The organism is Salinibacter ruber DSM 13855 (genome assembly GCF_000013045.1).
Lineage (GTDB): Bacteria > Bacteroidota > Rhodothermia > Rhodothermales > Salinibacteraceae > Salinibacter > Salinibacter ruber.
Map to the genome: position 1 here is coordinate 1079552 of NC_007677.1, position 19421 is coordinate 1098972.

Below are 19421 nucleotides of genomic sequence, written 5' to 3' on the forward strand. Positions count from 1 at the left end.
GACTAGAAGCGGGCCGGGTTCGTCGTCGTGCTATTAGTCTTCGACGAGGACTGGGTGGAATCCACGGCGGTGGCGGGCGGGGACAGGCGGTCGAGGGCACTGTAGCTCCCCCCTTCCTCGGGGGCTCCGTCCGATGGGCCCAGGATGGGATCGTCCGAACACGCCGGCAGAACGACGAGCAGAAGAAGCAGGACCCCAAGCCCTATTCCCATAGAGCGACGTGTGAACGAGTGGTCCATGCAGAACGCAAGAGCAATGACTGACTATTTAGACCACTTATAGATAAGAGGGGCTTTCTCGACGATCAACCGCGGATCATACAGAAGCTGTAAAATTGAGAAGAGGGGGGCGCGTACAGCCGGGGCCCCAGGGCCTTCGTCTTCGTCCCTCGGAGGCGGGCCAGGCCCGGACGGACTACTCGGCCGGTTCCAAGACCAATGCTCCCAGCGGGGGAAGGGTCAACGACAGAGAGTGAGAGTGCCCGTGTTTCTCGACCGGATCGCTGTGGACGGCGCCCCGATTGCCCACGTTGCTCCCGCCGTACACGTCGCTGTCGCTATTGAGCCGCTCGTGCCACCGGCCGTCCCCCGTGGCCCCGATGCGGTAGTCCTCGCGGACGACCGGGGTAAAGTTGAGCACAAAGACGAGCGACCGGTCCCCGTTGAGGCGGCGGTAGGTGAGGACGCTGTTCTCGCGGTCGTCGTACGCGATCCATTCGAAGCCGTCCTCCTGGTCGTTCCAGAGGGCCGGTGCGTTCTGGTAGAGGTGGTTGAGGTCGCCGAGCCACTCCATCAGGCCCTCGTGCAGCGGCTCGTCGGCGAGGTCCCATTCCAGCGCCCGGTCGTGGTCCCACTCGCGGTGCTGTCCGAACTCGCCGCCCATGAAGAGCAACTTCTTGCCGGGGTGGCCGAACATGTGGGCGTAGAGCAGCCGCAGGTTGGCCGCCTTCTGCCAGTCGTCGCCCGGCATTTTGCTCCACAGGGAGTTTTTGCCGTGCACCACCTCGTCGTGGGAGAGGGGGAGCGTGTAGTTTTCGGAGAACGCCCAGCTGAGGGTCCAGGTCAGGTCGCCGTGGTGGTGCTTGCGGTGGACCGGCTCCTTGCTCGCGTACTCGAGCGTGTCGTGCATCCAGCCCATGTTCCACTTGTAGAGGAAGCCGAGGCCGCCGTGCTCGGTGGGGGTGGTGACGCCGGGCCAGGCGGTCGACTCCTCGGCCAGCATGATCGCCTCGGGGTACTCGTCGTAGACGTGCTCGTTGGTGTCTTGGAGGAGGCTGATGGCGCCCAGGTTTTCGCGGCCGCCGTGCACGTTGGGCGACCAGTCGCCCTCCCGGGAGTAGTCGCGGTAGAGCATGGAGGCGACCGCGTCGACCCGCAGGCCGTCCACGTGGTACTTGTCCATCCAGAAGAGGGCGTTGGAGAGCAGGAAGTTGCGCACGCCGTTCTTGCCGAAGTCGAACACGCGCGTGCCCCAGTCCGGATGCTCCCGCATGAGCGGGTCCTCGTATTCGAAGAGGTGGGACCCGTCGAAGTAGGTGAGCCCCTGCGGGTCGGTGGCGAAGTGGCCGGGCACCCAGTCCATGATGACCCCGATGCCACGCTGGTGCAGCGTGTCGATGAGGTGCATGAGGCCTTCGGGGTCGCCGTAGCGGAAGGTGGGGGCGTAGTACCCGAGAATTTGGTAGCCCCACGACCCGTAGTACGGGTGCTCGGCGAGGGGCAGAAACTCGACGTGGGTGAAGCCGAGGTTCTGCACGTGGTCGGCCAGCGGCTCGGCGACCTCCCGGTAGCTGAGCGACGCGCCGTGCTCCTCGTGGCGCCAGGAGCCGAGGTGCACCTCGTAGATGGAAAGCGGCCCGTCGATCCCGCTGGGGCCCTCACGGGTGGTCATCCAGGCGTCATCGCCCCACGTGTAGGTGTCGAGGTCGGTGATGAGGGCCGAGAGGCCCTCGTAGGTGTTCTGGGCGGGCGGCTCCATGCGGAAGGCGTAGGGGTCGGTGCGGTCGAACCACTCGCCGCCGGCCCGGAGGTGGTACTTGTACTTGTCGCCCGGCTGGGCGCCGCGGACGTAGCCCTCCCAGAGCCCGCCCTCGCGTCGGTCCAGCACGTCGGCCCCGAAGCGCCAGTCGTTAAAGTCGCCCGTCACTTCCACCCGGTCGGCGTTGGGGGCCCAGACGCCAAACCAGGTGCCCCGCTGGTTGGGGTGCGCCCCCATCCGTTCGTAGCTGTGGGTATGGGTGCCTTGCCGCCAGTAGTAGATGTCGTCGTCGGTGAGATGGGGCATGGGGGGAGAAGAATGGGTGGAGCGGGACACTCGGGCAGGGAGGAATCAGGCGTCGAGGGGGTCGGAAGCGGTCGCGTCCCGAGGGGCGAGCAGGCGGTGGAGGCCGTGCAGCGGAAGCCAGGCCCAGTCGGGACGGTGGTTGAGCTCGTAGCGGACCTCGTAGAGGGCCTTGTCGAGCAGGAAGGCCCAGAGGAACGAGTAGCGGGCGGGGGCGGCCGGAAGGAAGGCGGCGTCGCCGGTCGTGTCGGCGTAGGCGTCGAGGAAGGTGGTCTCCGTCCAGTAGAGCAGCGCGTCGATCCACGGCTCGTAGTCCGGGTCCACGTCGGCGTGGTCCTGCCAGGACGCGAGAACGGCGTACTCCAGGGACCGAAGCATGCCCGCGACGTCGCGCAGTGCATTCTTGCGCCGCCGCCGCTCGTCGAGGGGGCGGGTCGGTTCGCCTTCGAAGTCGAGGACATAAATGTCGCCCTCGGCCCGGAGAAGCTGGCCGAGATGATAGTCGCCGTGGATTCGGATGCGGTCGTGGGTTCCGGGCACGTCGTCGAGGGGGGCGAGGCGATCGCGGGCCGCACTCCACGCCGGGTCGGACGGCACGTGCCCGGAGACCCGGTCCGGCTGCCGATCCAGAAGTGCGCGGGTCTCTTCCATCTCGGTCCGGATGCGCGTGCCCAGCTCCGCCCCCGCATCCGTCGGCGCCTCAACGGGGCGCATCTCGTCGCCCCCGGCCTGGGCCAGCGCGTGGTGCATCTCGGCGGTGCGCACCCCGAGCGTCCGCGCGAACGAGATCAACTCGGGGGCGAGCTCTTCGAGCCACACCGGCACCGTCGCGTCCGAGAAGCGGTCCGCCGTCCATTGCGGGCCATCCGCCGACGGGCCCGTGTTCTTGGCCTGCTCGTGCGGGAACGGCGAATTTTCGACGCGGTCGAGAAAGGTGGTCGTGCAGGAGAGCGTGTAGCTCCACGCGTCGGCATCCACCGCCAGGGCTTCCTGAAGCACCCCAAGGGTGTACTGGCGGTGGCGACGCCGGAAGTTGAGCGTGCCGTGAAGCCGCGGCGAAAACGTAAAGTCGATGTCCGTGAGGTGCTCCAGGAGCTCTTTCTCGGGGTTGGGGCCCTCCTCCAGGCGGCGGTAGAGCTTGAGGAAATAGTCGTTGTTGACGATGGCCGAGGTGTTGCTCTGCTCGCCGGTCAGGAGGCGCACGTCGTCGGGAGGGGCATCGCCCATCGCCTCGGACGGCTCGGCCGTGTAGAGCCCCTTCAGCGAGCGCCCGGTGCCGCCCCGCTGCCACCAGCGGAAGAGGGTGGCCCAGAACCGAGGGTTGACCGTGGCGTCGTAGACGAGCCGTCGCTCCTCGGTGTCCTCCACCTCCAGCCACGCCAGGGTGGCGTTCGGGTGCTCGTCGAGAATGTCGGAGGCCTCCGGCTCGGGGGCCGCCATCAGGGGCAGGGTGTAGAACGACGTGTCCTCCGGCAGGTCGACCCGGAGCACCGACAGGTAGACCACGGGGTCGCTCTGGAGGCGCACCGCGTCCTCGACCTCGACCCCTTCGATGCCCTCGCCCTTGCCGCCGAACCAGCGCTGCTCGTTGATAAACTCGGGGAGGAGCGCCTCGATCTGTTCGGGGCCGCGGCGCTGCGCCATCGTGGGCACGAGGACGTTCTGCAGGCCCTCGGCGACCGGCAGCACCGGACGGGTGCGGCCGTTCTTGTCCTCGAGGGGCTGAAGGCCGCTGCGGCGGGTGTCGTCGCGCTGTACGTCCTCTTTGGGCACGAGCTTGAACCAGTAGAAGTGGTGGGGGCCAACGGTCAGGTGATAGTCGTCGTCTTCGATGGGCGGGAACGCGGACTGGCCGGACAGCTCGACCGGCGCCAGGCCCTGCAGGTCCTCCCGGGCCGGAATGTGGACCGACTGCGTGAAGCGGGACAGGTTGTTCACCACCAGAATGCGCTCGCCCTCGTACTCGCGGAGAAACGCGAGGATGGACTGGTTCTCCACGGGCAGGAGTTCGAGACTGCCCCGGCCGAAGATGTTTTTGTGTTGCTGCCGGAGGGCAATAAGGCGGCGCATGAAGTGGAGCAGCGAGTACGGGTCCGCCTCCGCGTCCTCCACGTTTACGAACTCGTAGCTGTACTTGCCCCGGTTGATGGGCGGCATGAACAGCTTGTGGTGCGGCGCCCGCGAGAAGCCGCCGTTCTTGTCGGGGCTCCACTGCATGGGCGTGCGCACCCCGTTGCGGTCGCCGAGGAAGGGGTCGTCGCCCATTCCGATCTCGTCGCCGTAGTAGATGATGGGGCTTCCCTTGAGGCTCAGCAGCAACGCGTTCATGAGCTCGATGCGGCGGCGCTCGCCCCCGAGCAGGGGCGTCAGGCGGCGCCGAATGCCCACGTTGATGCGGAAGCGGTCGTCGGCGCCGTACTCGTGGTACATGTAGTCCCGCTCCTCGTCGGTCACCATTTCGAGGGTGAGCTCGTCGTGGTTGCGGAGGAAGAGGGCCCACTGCGCGTCGTCGGGGATGCCGCTGGTCAGGTCGAGCATCTCCACGACCGGCCGTCGGTTCTCGCGCCGCAGTGCCATGTAGAGCCGCGGCATGACGGGAAAGTTGAAGGCCATCTGCACGCCGGTGCTCTCCCCCTCCGCGTCCTCGCCGAAGTAGGGAAGCGTGTCCTCGGGCCACTGGTTCGCCTCCGCCAGGAGCACCTTGCCGGGGCCGTACCGCTCCTCCACGGCGGCGCGCAACTCCTTCACGTAGGCGATCGTCTCGGGCAGGTTTTCACTGCTGGTGCCCTCCCGTTCGAAGAGGTAGGGTACCGCGTCGAGCCGGAGGCCGTCCACGCCCATGTCGAGCCAGAAGAACATGACCTCCTTCATCTTCTCCCGGACCTCAGGGTTGTCGAAATTGAGGTCGGGCTGGTGGGAGAAGAAGCGGTGCCAGTAGTACTTCTCCGCCTTCGGGTCCCACGCCCAGTTCGAATCCTCCGTGTCGGTAAAGATGACACGGACATCGTCGTACCGTTCGTCCGTGTCGCTCCAGACGTACCAGTCGTGCTTGTCGGAGTCCGGGTCGCGCGCCTCCTGAAACCAGGGGTGCTGGTCGGAGGTGTGGTTCAGCACCAGTTCTGTGATGACCCGCATGCCGCGGGCGTGGGCGTCGTCGAGAAAGGCCCGGAAGTCGTCGAGGTCGCCGTGGATCGGAAGGACCTTGAAGTAGTCGGCGGTGTCGTAGCCGTCGTCCCGGAGCGGGCTCTCCAGGAAGGGGAGCAGCCAGAGGGTGTTGACGCCCAGTGATTCGAGGTAGGGCAGCTTTTCGCGAAGCCCTTGAAAGTCCCCGTAGCCGTCGTTGTTCGAGTCGTAGAAGCTGCGGACGTGCAGCTCGTAGATGACGGCGTCCTTGTACCAGAGGGGGTCGTCGAGGAAGTCGTCGGGCATTCGGGTACTGCGTTGGAAGGTTGGAACGTTGAAGGTTGGTACGTTGACGGCCGAACGTGAAAACGGTCCACCTGCCAACGTTCGAACGCCGCTATGCGTGCACGAGGCGATCGTAGGCGGCGTGCGTCTGCTCGCTCGTGCCGGCCGGTTCGAGCCGGAAAATGTGTGCGGGGCGGTCGGGGGAAAGGCGGAGGTAGTGATGAGTCCCCTGCCAGGTGTAGTGGGCGTCGTGCAGGAGGTCGTGGGCGGAGAAGGCCTCGTCGGCCGGCAGGCCGAGGTCGTGGATGGGCAGCACGAGCTGGCCCTCGCACTCGCTGTGGGGATCTAGGCTTACGACCACGACGATCAGGTTGTCCCCGGCGGCCTTGCTGTAGGCAATCAGGTCCGGGTGCTGCGTGTCGAGGAACCGAATCGACCGCGTCTGCTGCAGGGCGGGGTTTTCGTTGCGGAGGCGGTTCACCCGCGCCATAAATGGCTGGAGCGACGTGGGGTCGTTCCAGTCCCAGGTGCGGATTTCGTACTTTTCGTTCCGGGCGTACTCCTCCTTGTGGTCGCGCTGCTGGGTGTCGACGTGCTCGAAGGGCGGGCCGTAGACGCCGTAGGTGCTGGACATCGTCGCCGCGAGGACGAACCGACTCTTGTGGGCGGGGCGCCCCCCGTCGACCAGCTCGTCGTGTAGGATGTCGGGCGTGTTGGGCCAGAAGTTGGGGCGGAAGTACTCGGCCGCCTCGGTGTGGAACAGCTCCTCGCCGTATGCTTCGAGCGCGTCGGGCGTGTTGCGCCAGGTGAAGTAGGTGTAGGAGTTGTTGAAGCCGAGCTTGGCGAGGTGGTACATCGTCTTGGGCCGGGTGAAGGCCTCCGATAGGACGACGAGCTCGGGGGTGTCCTCGCGGAGTTCGCGCAGGCACCACTGCCAGAAGGCGAACGGCTTGGTGTGGGGGTTGTCCACGCGAAAGGTCGTGACGCCGTGGTCAATCCAGTACTCGAAGACGCTCTTCAGCTCCGCCCAGAGCGCGGGCCACGCCTCCGTTTCGAAGTTGATGGGGTGGACGTCCTTGTACTTCTTGGGCGGGTTTTCGGCGTAGCGGAGGGAGCCGTCCGGTCGGTGGTAGAACCACTCGGGGTGCTCTTCGACGTAGGGGTGGTCGGGGGAGCACTGGAACGCGACGTCGAGGGCGACCTCCAGGCCCAGGTCGTGGGCCGTCTCGACGAACCGGTCGAACGCCTCGATGCCGCCCAGCTTGGGGTGGACGCTCTTGTGCCCCCCCTTCGAGCCGTCCGCCAGAAAGCCGCCAATGGCCCACGGGCTGCCCGGATCGTCGGGGCCGGCCTCGGGGGCATCGTCCGGGCCCTTCCGGTTCGTTTCGCCGATGGGGTGGATCGGGGGAAGGTAGACGATGTCGAAGCCCATCTCTTGGATGCGCGGCAGCCGCTCGGCGGCCTCGTCGAGCGTGGCGTGCTCGTCGTCGTCCCGGACGGAGCGCGGGAAGAACTCGTACCATGCGCCGGTGCGTGCGCGCTCCGGGTCCACGAATACCTCGTAGGTCGCGCTGCTCGTCTGCTGGTGGTGGGGCGCGTGGCGGCGCGCGAGCTCGGCGATCTCGTCCCCGAGGGCCGCCTCCGCGTTGCCGTTCTCGAAGGCCTCGATGTGGGCCGTCAGCATCTCCCGGTCGTCCTCGGGGGCGTGTTCGGCGGCCTCGTCGAGCAGCGACGCCCCGGCGGTCAGCTCGCTCTCGATCTCGGACGGCGGCTCGCCGCCCTCCACCCGGCGTCGAAATTGATCCTGCCACGTGGCGAAGCGGTTGATCCAGGCCCGCACGCGGTACAGGTAGCGGCCGGGGGCCGACACCTCGAAGGCGCCGGCGTACTCGTCGTTTTCGACGTGGGGCATGCGGGTGACGTGCTCCGTCTCCTCGCTCGCGTGGCGGACCACGAGCTCTACGGCGAGGGCGTCGTGGCTGTCCACCAGGACGCCGGCGGTTACCTCTACCTGCTCCCCCACGGCCCGCTTGATGGGCCACTGCCCGCCGTCAATGGCGGGGGCCACCGATGAAATGACGACCCGGGACCAAGACTTGGGCATGGTCGGATCGGGCGACGCGGGCGGCGACGTGGCAGAAGAGGCCATGCTGGCGTGGGGCAGGAGCGAGATGCGGGGAGCAGGGGGCGACGGCGGATATACACGCTACGCATTGGGGGACAGAAATCCCAACATGAGGGCCACAGGCGCCGAAGCCGTAGATGCAACTGTGGCCGGTTGGGCTCATTGTATCCGAGGTCTGCGGCCTGATTTTTGTGGTTCACGTTGAGCGCTGCAGACTGCTCTGCGCTTTTGAGTTGTCCTTGTGCTGTATGGACGCGTCTTCTCCCTCATCGATCGACACGAGCCCGCAGAATCGGGGCGACCGTCACATTCAACCCGGCAAGCCCTATCCACGGGGGGCCACGTGGGACGGCATCGGCGTCAACTTTGCCCTGCACAGCGCCCACGCCGACCGGGTTGAACTCCTTCTCTTCGAGGACGCGGACGACCGCGAGCCGGCCGTCACGTTCGAGCTGCCGGAGCACACCGGCCCCATCTGGCACGGCTACGTCACGAACGTGCGTCCCGGACAGCTCTATGGATATCGCGTCTACGGCCCCTACGACCCGGCGAACGGGCACCGGTTCAACCCCAACAAGGTCCTGCTCGACCCCTACGCGAAGGCCATCGGGCGCCCCCTCCGCTGGGACGACAGCCTCTTCGGCTACGACGTGGACGCCGAGGAGGACGACCGTTCGTTCAACACGCAGGACAGTGCCCCCCACGCCCCCCTCGCGGCGGTGGTGGAGGAGACCTTCGCCTGGGGCAACGACCAGTCCCCCGAGATTCCGTGGCAGGACACCCTCATCTACGAGACGCACGTGAAAGGGATGACGCAGAAGCACCCGGACGTGCCCGAACGGCTGCGGGGCACGTACCTGGGCATGGCGTCCGAGCCGGTGCTCGATCACCTCAAGACCCTCGGCGTCACCACGGTGCAGCTCCTGCCGGTGCACGCCAAGCTGCATCGCCGGGAGTTGCTCCGGAAGGGCCTGCGGGAATATTGGGGCTACAACACCCTTTCCTACTTCGCGCCGGAGCCGGAGTACGCCGCCAACGGCCCGACGAGCGCGGTGCGTGACTTCAAGATGATGGTCCGTGCCCTGCACGACGCGGGGCTTGAGGTCATCATCGACGTCGTTTACAACCACACCTGCGAGGGCAACCAGATGGGCCCCACGCTCTCGTGGCGGGGCGTTGACAACCGGACCTACTACAAGCTCAACCCCGACGACGAGCGCTACTACATGGACTACACCGGGACGGGCAATACGCTCGACCCCGGCGACTCGTACGTCCTGCAGATGATCATGGACAGCCTGCGCTACTGGGTGACGGAGATGCACGTCGACGGCTTCCGGTTCGACCTGGCCTCGGCCCTGGCGCGCGAGCTGTACGACGTGGACATGCTCGGCTCCTTCTTCAAGGTGGTGCAGCAGGACCCGGTGCTGAGCCAGGTCAAGCTCATTGCGGAACCCTGGGACGTGGGGCCCGGCGGCTACCAGGTCGGGTCGTTCCCGTGGCAGTGGGCCGAGTGGAACGGCCGCTACCGCGACACCATCCGCCGCTTTTGGCGGGGCGACCGCGGGATGAACGGGGACGTGGCCACCCGGGTCACCGGCTCCAGCGACCTCTACGAGCGGTCGGGCCGCCGCCCGTTCGCGTCCATCAACTTCGTGACGGCCCACGACGGCTTCACGCTGCAGGACCTCGTGAGCTACGAGCGGAAGCACAACGAGGAGAACAAGGAGGGCAACGAGGACGGCCACGACGACAACCACTCGACGAACTGCGGGGTGGAAGGCCCCACCAACGATCCGGAGGTGATCGAGCGCCGGGAGCGGCGCAAGCGCAGCATCATGGCCACGCTCCTGCTGTCACAGGGCGTGCCCATGATCTTGGGCGGGGATGAGCTGTCCCACACCCGTCGGGGCAACAACAATCCCTACTGCCAGGACAACGAGATCAGCTGGTACGACTGGGACCTCGACGAACGCGAGCAGAAGTTCCTCGAGTTCGTCCAGCGACTCACGGCGTTCCGGCAGGAGCATCCGAGCTTCCGGCGACGGCATTTTCTGGACCCGGTCGACGAGTCGGACGGCTCCGGCGACGTGCTCTGGTGGCACCCCGACGGCCGTGAGATCACGGACGGAGACTGGCACGACGAGGGCCTGCACGCCTTCGGGTACCTGCTCCGTGGGCAGAACCTGGCGCCCGACTCGCAGGGCCGGCCCCGGACCGACGACTCGTTCCTGGTGCTCATGAACCAGGGCGGGGCGCCGGTCGAGGTTGAGGTGCCGGCGGAAACCAACGAACTCGACGATGTGCACTGCGCGGCCTGGCACGTGGTGCCGGAGCTGGCCGAGTTTCTGGACGATCCGGGCCCCGTTGAGCCGGGGGGCGTCCTGACGCTGCGTCCCCATCGACTCCTGGTCCTTCGGGCGGAGCCGTAGTGCGCGCCGGCGCCCCCTCGTGTCGTTCCGCTCCACAGAACACACCCCGACCGCGCGCCTTCTTGTTCATGCGCGGCCGGGCGCCGCCGCCCCGGGTCCGACGGACTTCGCTGCGCTCCCCAACCGGTCTCCGCACGGCATGTCCGACTCCCTCTCCCGCCGAGAGTTTCTTGAGCGTGCGGGCACCACCGTGGCCGCGTCGACGGTGGGCGTTCCGTCCGTTCTCCTTCCTGATCGAGACGAGGTCCTCGGGGTGGCCCTCTGTGGCCTCGGCAACTACGCCAAGACCCAACTGGCCCCCGGGCTCCAGAAGACCGAGCACTGCGCGCTGCGCGGCATTGTCACCGGCTCTCCGGAGAAGATTCCGAGGTGGCAGCGGCGGTACGACATTCCGGACTCGAACGTCTACAGCTACGACACGCTGCCCGAGATTTCCAACAACGCCGCCCTCGACGTGGTGTATGTCGTGACCCCGCCGGGCTTCCATGCGCGGGACGCCATCAAGGCCGCCGAGGCCGGGAAGCACGTCTGGTGCGAGAAGCCGATGGCCATGACCGCGAGCGAGTGTCGCGCCGTGATCGATGCCGCCGAGAAGAATGGGGTCCAGCTCACCGTCGGCTACCGGATGCAGCACGAGCCCAACACCCAAACCATCATCCGGTACGGCGAAGACGAGACGTACGGCGCGGTCACCTCCGTCGCGACCGCCGCGGGCTACGACGGAGCGCCCCCCGATCCGGACGACTGGCGTCGGGACGCCGAGCGTGGGGGCGGTGCGCTCTACGACATGGGCGTCTACCCCATCAACGCGGCCCGCTACGCCACCGGCATGGAGCCGGTTGCCGTGACGGGGCGTACCTGGTCCGAGCGCGACGAGATCTACAGCGAGGTGCCCGAGTTTGCGGAGTTTACCCTGGAGTTTCCGGGGGGAGTGACGGCGACGGGAACGGCCAGCTTCGGCGCGTCGATGAACTACCTCAAGGTGGAGTGCACGGAGGGGGGGGTATCAGCTGCGCCCCTTTCAGGCCTACTCCGGCGTGCAGGGGACGACCAGCGACGGGACCCGGTTGCCCCCCGACCCGACCGACCAGCAGGCCCGGCAGATGGACAACGACGCCCGAGCCATCAAAAACGACAATGCCCCCTTGGTCCCGGGCAGGGAGGGGCTCGCCGACGTTCGGGTTGTGCGGGCCATCATGGAATCCTCCGCGAACGACGGAGCAAGAATGGAGCTTTAAGGCACGATGCGATGGGCCGGCCGGTCCATCGCGTCCGGAATCCATCGCGTCCGGAAAACGCGTCTGCCCCCGTCCGGCGCCGTTGCGCCTGGCTCTTCTCTTCGGTCCGACCCACATCTCTTTCTGGCCGGAGCAGGCCGGATCGAATCGTCGAGGGCCCGTTGTCGATTCCGCGCTGAAAGCGCTGCACCCGGCCGGATCCGGCGAAACGCTTCTGGTGTCGCCAAATAGTGAAGATTTGAAGAACCAAACGGCGGCAAGTTATAAACAACATCTTCACGTGCCTAACACACAAACGGCTCATGAGTGGTTGGGCCGCACTTCTCGCCGGACATGCACTTCAATCGTCGTCTACTACGAGCCATGCGATACACGTTTTTCGGACACCTCTGCGGACAACTCTGTTCGGACTGTCAGGAGGACCTGGCACACGCTACCCTTCGGCTCTACCGACCCAAAGACGGGGACGATCAAGTCGTCGCCCGTGCGACCGCGGACACCAAACACACGCATCAGATTCTCGATGCGGCGGAGGCAGAACAAAAGGCGGATCGTCTCTTGGTCGAGGCGGACCTCGATTCGGAGGGCCGCTTCAACGTTGTGCTCGACGAAGAGGTCGACTACGACGGGGACGCCATCGAGGTAGACGTGTACCTCGAATCGGTCCCCGGGATGCCGGAGGGCACGGAGGCAGGCCCGCTGCAGGTGAGTATCACCACCCTCCAGCCCCAGTGGCGCAAGGGCGAAGAGGGCGCTCGATTTGGCTGGGAGTACTGCATTCCCGAACGGTTCTGGTGCCAGGTTCGTGGGCAGTTCGGGGCCTGGACGATCTGCGGGGACGTAACCCTCTGCGAGACGGGCGCCCCCGTGGAGGGCGTGACGGTCATTGCGTTCGATCGGGACTGGATTCAGGACGATGAGGTCGGGATTGCGACCACCGACGGAAATGGCCGCTTTCGCATCGACTATTTGCAGCAGGACTTCGAGCCCGGCACCGTCATCGACGTTGAACTGGTGGGCGGCCCCGACCTGTATTTTCGGGTGGAGACGCCCGCCGGGCAGCCGCTCCTCTCCGAAGACCCGTCTGCGGGACGAAGGAGCAGCCGGGAGAATGCCGGGCCCTGCTTCTGTGTGGACCTCTGCCTCGACGAGGAGCCCGACGACCCGGATCCTGAAGTCTACCCGGCCTTCACCCAAGTGGGCGGGTACGACTTTCAGACGGACATCGACAGCGGCCCGGCAGGCACGGGGGAGACCGTACGCGGCGGACGGGCCTTCCATCGCACCCTCCGACTGAATGGGATCATGTCGAAGACCCTAAACGGAAACCCCCTGGAGTACAAGTTTCAGTACCGAGAGCGGGGGGCGTCGTCCTGGAAGAACGTGACGCCCTCTCAGCTCCGCAAGATGAAGATTGGGACGCTCGAGAAGGTGGAAACTTCCGTCTCGCCCCCGCGCATCCGCACCAAAGATTACGTCGTGGGGGGAACACCTGATTCCGATGAAGTGGGTGTCACTTTCAACGGGAACTGGATCCCGATGCCCCAAAAGTCGGGGATTTTTAGTGGGGATGGGTCGTTCGTGCCGAATCACAACCAGATCCAACTGGACTCCCGGACGCTGGCGACGTTTACGCCCGCGGTCGACCTAACCGGCATCGACGCGGGGGAGAGTGCCGAGGCCCCCTCTGGGGTCTCCCTCGTGCAGAACAAGCATTTCGAGATCAAGATGCTCGTCCGAGAAAACCCGCCCAACTCGAGTCCCAGCGCGTCCACGGAGGTGGGTCACCTCGAAAACATTGCGATCAACAATCGGCTCTACGACTATGTCCGTCACCCCAACTGGATGGGGGAGCCGGTCGACGACGGGCTTGCCGTGGCGATGGTCAATCTCAAAGAGCTGGGAAGCGGCGGGTGCGAGGGCATCGAGGACGCCCTCAATGTACGCTTCACCGCGGCGCATCCGAACCTGGGAAACGTCGGGATCACGGTGGAGGGGCCCGGCGGCCCGTACCGCACGTCTCCCACGCCCAGTGACCCGAATGTGAACGGGAGTCGGGACGAAAACCTGTACGGATCGATCGATTTCCAAAACATCTCCGGGGGCAAAAAAGTCGAGGAGCTGAAAAACTGCGCGTACGTCGTGACCCTATCGGTGGGGGTGTTGCTCACAAACGGCGATCGCGTTCCGAGCAACCGACACGACCAGATCGCCTTTTGCAAAGGGTAGGGCTTCAGAGAGGGGGCGGAGTCCCGGGCGGACGGTGGCCCGTTCAGGGGCGAATCGGACGGGATGGAAGCGGGGCGGCCGGCACCGGTCCCTTGCGACTGGGGACGCTCGTTCTCACCTTGTGTCCGGTTGTTATCATTTTCGATGAGCGTCCCCACCCCATGCCGTTCCCGCTCCGCCGCCTCTCGATCGTGCTCGCCGTCCTGTTCGTGGCGGGCCCCGCCGGGGCCCAGCCCACCGACCTGACGCCGGAGCGCTTCTCGTTTGACCCGGACCTCGCCTACGACAGCAGCATCCCCGCGCCCGAGGACGCGCTCGGCTACGAAATGGGCACGCAGTTTACCCTCCACGCCGACGCGGTGGACTACCTGCGCACGCTGGCCGGCGCGTCCGACCGGGTTCGGATGGGCACCTACGGCGAGACCTACGAGGACCGCACGCTGCCCTATCTTGTCGTTACGAGCGCACAAAACCAGGGGCGTCTCGATCAGCTCAAGCGCAACAGCCGGCGCCTTTCGGACCCGGCGAGCCTGTCGGCGTCGGCCCGAGACCGGCTTCTCCAGAACCAGCCGGTGTTCGTCTCCTACAGCTACAACATCCACGGCAACGAGCCGGCCTCGACCGAGGCGGCCCTGCAGGTGGCCTATCGCCTCGCCGCGGCGCGGGACGACCGCACCCGGGCGCTCCTGCAAGACGCGGTCGTGATCATGTACCCGACCGTCAACCCCGACGGCCGCGACCGCTACGTCTACTGGGCCCGCTCGATGCAACGGGCGCAGGTGGCCACCGAGCCGGCCGACATCGTCCACGACGAGCCGTGGCCGCAGGGGCGGACCAATCACTACTGGTTCGACCTCAACCGCGACTGGGTGTGGAACGTGCACCCCGAGATGGAGGGCCTGACCGGCGTGTACCAGGAGTTCATGCCGCAGGTGCACGCCGACTACCACGAGCAGGGATACAACGACCACTACTTCACCATGCCCGGCACCACGCCGCGCAACCCGATCCTGCCGGACCGCTACGTGGCCTGGGCCGACACCTTCGGGCGCGCCAACATTGAGGCGTTCGACCAGAACCAGGTCGCCTACTTCACCCGCGAGGCGTTCGACTTCTTCTACCCCAGCTACGGATCGTCCTACCCTAGCGTGATGGGGGGCATCGGCATGCTGACCGAGCAGGCCGGCATCGGGGCGGGGCGGGCCGTCGAGAACAACGACGGCTACACGCTCACCTTCCGCCAGCGCGTGCACGACCACTACGCCACCTCGCTGGCGACGATCGAGGCGTCCGTCCAGAACCGGCGGGCACTTCTAGAATATGACCTCAATGCCCACTCGCAGGCAAGCAACACGATCGAGACCGCCGCCTACGTCTTTCCCGACGACCGGGGAACCGGCTACCTCTACGACGTGCTCGACATGCTCCGCCACCACGGCGTCGAGGTGGCGCGGACGACGGAAGCCACCCGCCTCGACAATGCGCTCGACTACCGCACCGGCGAGCGAGCGGATCGTCGGGTGGAGGCCGGGGCGTACGTCGTGCCCACCGACCAGCCGCGCCACCTTTTCGTGAACACGCTCCTGCAGCGCCAGGTGGCGTTTCAGGACTCGGTCATGTACGACATGTCCACGTGGTCGGCCCCGCTGGCCTACAACCTGGAGGCGTACAGCACGCGCGAGTCGGTCGGGGCCGAAACGGAGGTCGTAGAGACGGCCCCCACGCCGGACAGCGGCGTCACGAATCCCGATGCGCGGTACGCATTCGTCGTGGAGTGGAACCAACGGCATGCCCCGCGCGCCCTGTCGGCGCTCTGGGAGGCCGGGTACCGGGTGCGGGCGGCCCACGAGCCGTTCAGCACCGGGCCCCGATCGTTCGGGGCCGGCTCCCTCGTCGTTCTTTTGGGGCGCAATCCGGACCACGACGACCCGGCGGCCGACATGCGGCGCATCGCGTCGGAGGCCGGCGTTGAGATCGTCGGGCTGGATACCGGTCGCATGGCGGAGGGACCCGACCTGGGGTCGGCCGACAATGCCCCGGTGAAGCCCCCCGAGGTGGGCATGCTCGTCGACCAGCCCTTCTCCACCTACACGAGCGGACAGATCTGGTACCTGTTCGACCAGGAGACCGAGCTGCCCATCACCCGCATCCGAACGTCCAACCTGGAGGAGTCGGCCACCGGGGAGGGGCGGTACGCCCGCTACGGGAAGGCCTCCCTCGACGCGCTCGACGTGCTCATCCTGCCCGGCGGCTACGGGCTCGACGCGGTCTTCGACTCCACCCGCGTCGACGCCCTGCGTGAGTGGGTGCGCGACGGCGGTACGCTCGTCGGCACCGAAGAGAGTGCCCGGTTCCTGACGGCGGACGGATCCGGCCTTACGGGCGTGGAGGCACTGCCGGACACGACCGATAGTCCCATCGGGCCGTACACCTCGTACGCGGCGCGGGACGATTCAAGCGGGCTCGACTATGTGCCCGGCGCGGCCCTCACCGGCCGCCTCGACGCCACCCATCCGCTCACCTACGGGATTGGGGACGCGGTCTACACGCTGAAATACGGCGTCTCTGGCCTGGAGCCGAGCCCAGACCTCCAGACGGCCGGCCACTACGCGAGGGACACCGAGGAGCTGCTCGTGAGCGGCTACGCTTCGCAGGCGAACCTGCAACAGATGGCGGGCAAGTCCTTTGCCGGCACGGTCGCGATGGGGGACGGGCGGGTCGTCTTCCTCGTCGACAATACGCAATGCCAATCAGGGGTTGAGATAAACCACGTCGCCGCAAGCGGCTTGAAGAAAGGTGCAACCAACATCTTTCTGATAAGCCGCCCTTGGCGACATGGACACTACCTCTACGCTCATTCGGATCTACCTGTTCATCTGTCAGCGCTACCGGGGACGGCTCGCCGAAGCGGCCCAGCGGCAGAGTAACAACGACCAGCCGGATTTTACCGACGAGGAGGTGCTGACAATTTACGTCTTCGGACTCATCAAAAAGCGGACGACCATCAGCGAGATTCACAAGTACGTCGAGGACCACTTTTCGGAATGGTTTCCCGAACTGCCTTCCTATCAGAGCTACAACCGACGCCTGAATCGGCTGAGCGCCGTTTTTGCTCCGTTGGTTGAAGAAGCCCTCTCAGAAGTTGGTTGCGAAAAGATCCGCGACGGGAGGATTCGCATCGCCGATTCGATGCCGATTATGCTGGCGAAAGGGCAGCGGGCCTCTCAGGCAATGGTGGCCTCCGATCGACTCGCATCGGTCGGTTACTGCTCCTCGAAGGATACCTTCTATCACGGCGTGAAACTCCATCTTGTCGTGGAACGCAGATCTGAGGAGCTTCCAGTCCCGGAGCGGGCCGGGCTGACGCCTGGAAGCGAAAACGACCTTCGCGCTCTCCGGCGGGTATTGCCGTTCATCGAAGATGGAGTCCTTTGCGGAGATAAGGCCTACTGCGACGGGCCGCTCAAAGAGCGACTTGCCGAAGACCAGAACCTCGATCTACTGACTCCGGTCAAGAGGGAAAAAGGCCAGAAGACCCTTCCAGCGGCAGATAAGCTGTTTTCCGAGGCTGTAAGTCGGCTTCGGCAGCCGATCGAGTCGCTTTTCAACTGGATCAACGAGAAAACCGGCATTCAGCGGGCCTCGAAGGTGCGTTCTTACCGGGGACTGTTGGTTCACGCGTTTGGTCGGCTCGCCGCCGCGATGCTCCTTCTCGCTCTCAACCCCTGATTCGCATACGCAGTACCGCATGTTCTGGCGCGGCCCGAGCCGCATGATGCAGAACGCCGTGATGCTCGTGCCGGGACTGGTGGACTGAAAGGGCATGGAGGGGCCGGGATGGCCCCTGAGGGCCGGCCTACCCGGCCGGCAAGGCGTCCTCGATGGTGTCCACCAGCCGGTCCCGAGTGAAGGGCCTGCCGACATACTCGTCGAACCCCTCCTGGAGAAAGTCGTCCCGGTCCCCAGGCATGGCGAAGGCCGTGACCGCGACGGCCGGAATGTCGTCGATGTGTTCCCGGCTCCGGATCGTGTGGAGGAGCTCTACCCCCCCGTCTTTCTCGCTGAGGTTGATGTCCAGGAGGAGAAGATCGAACGAGTTCGTCGCGATGTGGTCGAGCGCCTCCTCCACGTTCGGGACGACGGTAACGTCGTATTCGCCTTGTAGCGTGTGCTCCAAAAGGAGACGGGTGTCCGGGTTGTCCTCGACCGACAAGATCCGCGGGGGATCGGATGTGTTCATGAAATGACTGCGGCCCAACCTTATGAAATGTAAAATCTATAGGACGCAATATATGATCTACGGGAATCGTTCCATCCCTCATATGCTCATAACGTTGGGGGTCGGTCTGGGAAAATAATCCCCTGAACAAAATGAGAACTGAAAGAAGGGGCGTCGCATCCGCAGGGGGAAAGCCGCTAGGCCGAAGAAGAGGCGTCGGAAAACCGGAGGGGGAAGCACGGTTTTGCCCTCTGGGCATTCACCTCGATCGTACCGATGGGCCCAGTCCGATACCCCGATTCGTGCTTGCGGACACCTGCTTGAACGCCTTGAAGAGGGCTGGCACTCGCTCCGGGCCCGTGCCGATGCCGGTGGGCGCGGCTCCCGGCACCGCATCCTGATTGTGTGTCCCGCGAACCTCGATGCGGGCCCCTCAGGGAGGCTTGATTGCACTGTCCAGTAAACTGCGACGGATGCGGTGCAGGTCATCTCCGTTTCAATGGCCCCACACCGGCGTGCCTGGCGCGTGCGTTCCGCAGGACGCACGGTCGCGAGCATGGCGGGCTTGAGCTGGCCTCTCCGGCCCGGTCCTCGACGCACTGCCCGAGGGGGGGCAGAATCTCCGACCGTGTGTCCGGGACGCAATACTCGAGGTCCTCGTCCACGTCCGGGGCCGTGTCGGGGGCCGTTCGTGGATTCGGCAGCCGCCTCGGGCCACGCCATTGCGTCGGTAGCGGGGCCCCGACCTCACTCCCAGAATAGCTCTTTTAGGTCGTCCACGGCGTCGGGACGGGTGGCGATCATGTACTGGCGGCCGGCCTCGATCACCATGTCCCCATCGGCCAGGTCTTCGGTCCCGAGGTCCGTGATGACGGTGGCCTTCGTGGGCAGGTCGAGTTCCTCGAGCGATCTGCCGACGGCCGGGGCGCCGGGCTTCGCCTCAATCTCGACAAGTTCAAACCGGGTTGAGAGATCGGTAATGGGCTGAACCGGGGCCCCGAACACCCGGCCGACCGCGACGCGCGCCCCAGCACGCTCGGGAAAGACGAACGCCTCCACGCCGTCGGGATTGCCAGTGGCAGCGGGGGGGCGGTGGCTCCGGGCCACGCAGCGGGTATCCGGCGCAAAATTTGCCGCCTGCTGGCAGATGGCAACATTCGTCGTTTCGTCGTCGGTCAGGGCGAGGAAGACGTCCGCTTCCCGGATGTTGACAGAAGTGAGAGTCTCTGCCTCTGTCGCGTCCCCCTGTACGAACGTGACGTCCTCGCGCCGCCCCGAGTGCACCCGGGTGATGCGCGGGTCCTGTTCGATAATCGTGACCCGGTGGCCGTACGCGGTCATGAGCGTGGCCGTCTCCCGCCCCACTCGCCCCCCGCCTGCGATGATCACATTGAGGGTGTGCTCCCGGTAGTGCGATACGCCCATGGCAGGTCGGTATGTGGACGTGAGCGGCCAATGAGTTGTGCTTGCCCCGTCTCCATCCCCTTCTT

The 19421-nt window shown here is 65.9% G+C and carries 10 protein-coding genes and 1 pseudogene; 5 read left to right on the plus strand and 6 right to left on the minus strand.

The window, feature by feature from the left end:
- Positions 1-2 precede the first annotated feature (2 nt).
- From SRU_RS04465 to SRU_RS04480, 4 genes are all read right to left on the minus strand, one after another.
- A complete protein-coding gene (locus SRU_RS04465; protein ID WP_237701948.1) occupies positions 3-212 on the minus strand; it encodes a hypothetical protein in 210 nt (69 codons plus the stop codon).
- Between the two features lie 202 nt (positions 213-414).
- Positions 415-2283: a 1,4-alpha-glucan branching protein GlgB gene (gene glgB, locus SRU_RS04470; protein ID WP_011403610.1), complete on the minus strand. Its 1869-nt coding sequence runs from the start codon at positions 2281-2283 to the stop codon at positions 415-417.
- A 45-nt stretch (positions 2284-2328) separates the two neighbouring features.
- Positions 2329-5709, minus strand: a complete 3381-nt coding sequence (gene treS, locus SRU_RS04475) for a maltose alpha-D-glucosyltransferase (RefSeq protein ID WP_164923524.1) — start codon at positions 5707-5709, stop codon at positions 2329-2331.
- A 91-nt stretch (positions 5710-5800) separates the two neighbouring features.
- On the minus strand, positions 5801-7792 hold the full coding sequence (locus SRU_RS04480; protein ID WP_011403612.1) for an alpha-1,4-glucan--maltose-1-phosphate maltosyltransferase: 1992 nt from the start codon (positions 7790-7792) through the stop codon (positions 5801-5803).
- A 158-nt stretch (positions 7793-7950) separates the two neighbouring features.
- Between SRU_RS04480 and glgX the strand changes: the two genes are divergently transcribed.
- The 5 genes and pseudogenes from glgX (at position 7951) to SRU_RS04505 (ending at position 17441) form a co-directional block, all read left to right on the plus strand.
- Positions 7951-10245: a glycogen debranching protein GlgX gene (glgX, locus tag SRU_RS04485; RefSeq protein ID WP_011403613.1), complete on the plus strand. Its 2295-nt coding sequence runs from the start codon at positions 7951-7953 to the stop codon at positions 10243-10245.
- A 139-nt stretch (positions 10246-10384) separates the two neighbouring features.
- Positions 10385-11483: pseudogene (locus SRU_RS04490) on the plus strand (Gfo/Idh/MocA family protein).
- Positions 11484-11846: 363 nt separating this feature from the next.
- Entirely contained in the window at positions 11847-13712 is a 1866-nt protein-coding gene (locus SRU_RS04495) for a carboxypeptidase-like regulatory domain-containing protein (protein ID WP_237701949.1), read from the plus strand.
- A 161-nt stretch (positions 13713-13873) separates the two neighbouring features.
- Positions 13874-16639 carry a M14 family zinc carboxypeptidase gene (locus SRU_RS04500; protein ID WP_237701950.1) on the plus strand — a complete coding sequence of 922 codons (2766 nt, stop codon included), beginning with the start codon at positions 13874-13876 and terminating at the stop codon, positions 16637-16639.
- Positions 16548-17441 (plus strand): IS982 family transposase, encoded by an 894-nt coding sequence (locus SRU_RS04505; RefSeq protein ID WP_011403403.1) that lies wholly within the window; start codon positions 16548-16550, stop codon positions 17439-17441. The genes SRU_RS04500 and SRU_RS04505 overlap by 92 nt, the downstream gene beginning before the upstream one ends.
- Before the next feature lie 127 nt (positions 17442-17568).
- On the opposite strand, the gene SRU_RS04510 is transcribed toward SRU_RS04505, so the two are convergent.
- Both SRU_RS04510 and SRU_RS04515 read right to left on the minus strand, forming a co-directional pair.
- Positions 17569-17952, minus strand: a complete 384-nt coding sequence (locus SRU_RS04510; protein WP_237701952.1) for a response regulator — start codon at positions 17950-17952, stop codon at positions 17569-17571.
- A gap of 726 nt (positions 17953-18678) precedes the next feature.
- Positions 18679-19356 carry a potassium channel family protein gene (locus tag SRU_RS04515; protein WP_011403618.1) on the minus strand — a complete coding sequence of 226 codons (678 nt, stop codon included), beginning with the start codon at positions 19354-19356 and terminating at the stop codon, positions 18679-18681.
- Between the last annotated feature and the right edge of the window lie 65 nt (positions 19357-19421).

Bases quoted from the DNA above. Each gene is read 5' to 3' on its own strand.
- SRU_RS04495 (WP_237701949.1), top strand. From the start codon at position 11,847: ATGCGATACACGTTTTTCGGACACCTCTGCGGACAACTCTGTTCGGAC.
- SRU_RS04465 (WP_237701948.1), bottom strand. From the start codon at position 212: ATGGGAATAGGGCTTGGGGTCCTGCTTCTTCTGCTCGTCGTTCTGCCG.
- SRU_RS04510 (WP_237701952.1), bottom strand. From the start codon at position 17,952: ATGAACACATCCGATCCCCCGCGGATCTTGTCGGTCGAGGACAACCCG.
- glgB (WP_011403610.1), bottom strand. From the start codon at position 2,283: ATGCCCCATCTCACCGACGACGACATCTACTACTGGCGGCAAGGCACC.
- SRU_RS04500 (WP_237701950.1), top strand. From the start codon at position 13,874: ATGCCGTTCCCGCTCCGCCGCCTCTCGATCGTGCTCGCCGTCCTGTTC.
- SRU_RS04480 (WP_011403612.1), bottom strand. From the start codon at position 7,792: ATGCCCAAGTCTTGGTCCCGGGTCGTCATTTCATCGGTGGCCCCCGCC.
- glgX (WP_011403613.1), top strand. From the start codon at position 7,951: ATGCAACTGTGGCCGGTTGGGCTCATTGTATCCGAGGTCTGCGGCCTG.
- SRU_RS04505 (WP_011403403.1), top strand. From the start codon at position 16,548: ATGGACACTACCTCTACGCTCATTCGGATCTACCTGTTCATCTGTCAG.
- treS (WP_164923524.1), bottom strand. From the start codon at position 5,709: ATGCCCGACGACTTCCTCGACGACCCCCTCTGGTACAAGGACGCCGTC.
- SRU_RS04515 (WP_011403618.1), bottom strand. From the start codon at position 19,356: ATGGGCGTATCGCACTACCGGGAGCACACCCTCAATGTGATCATCGCA.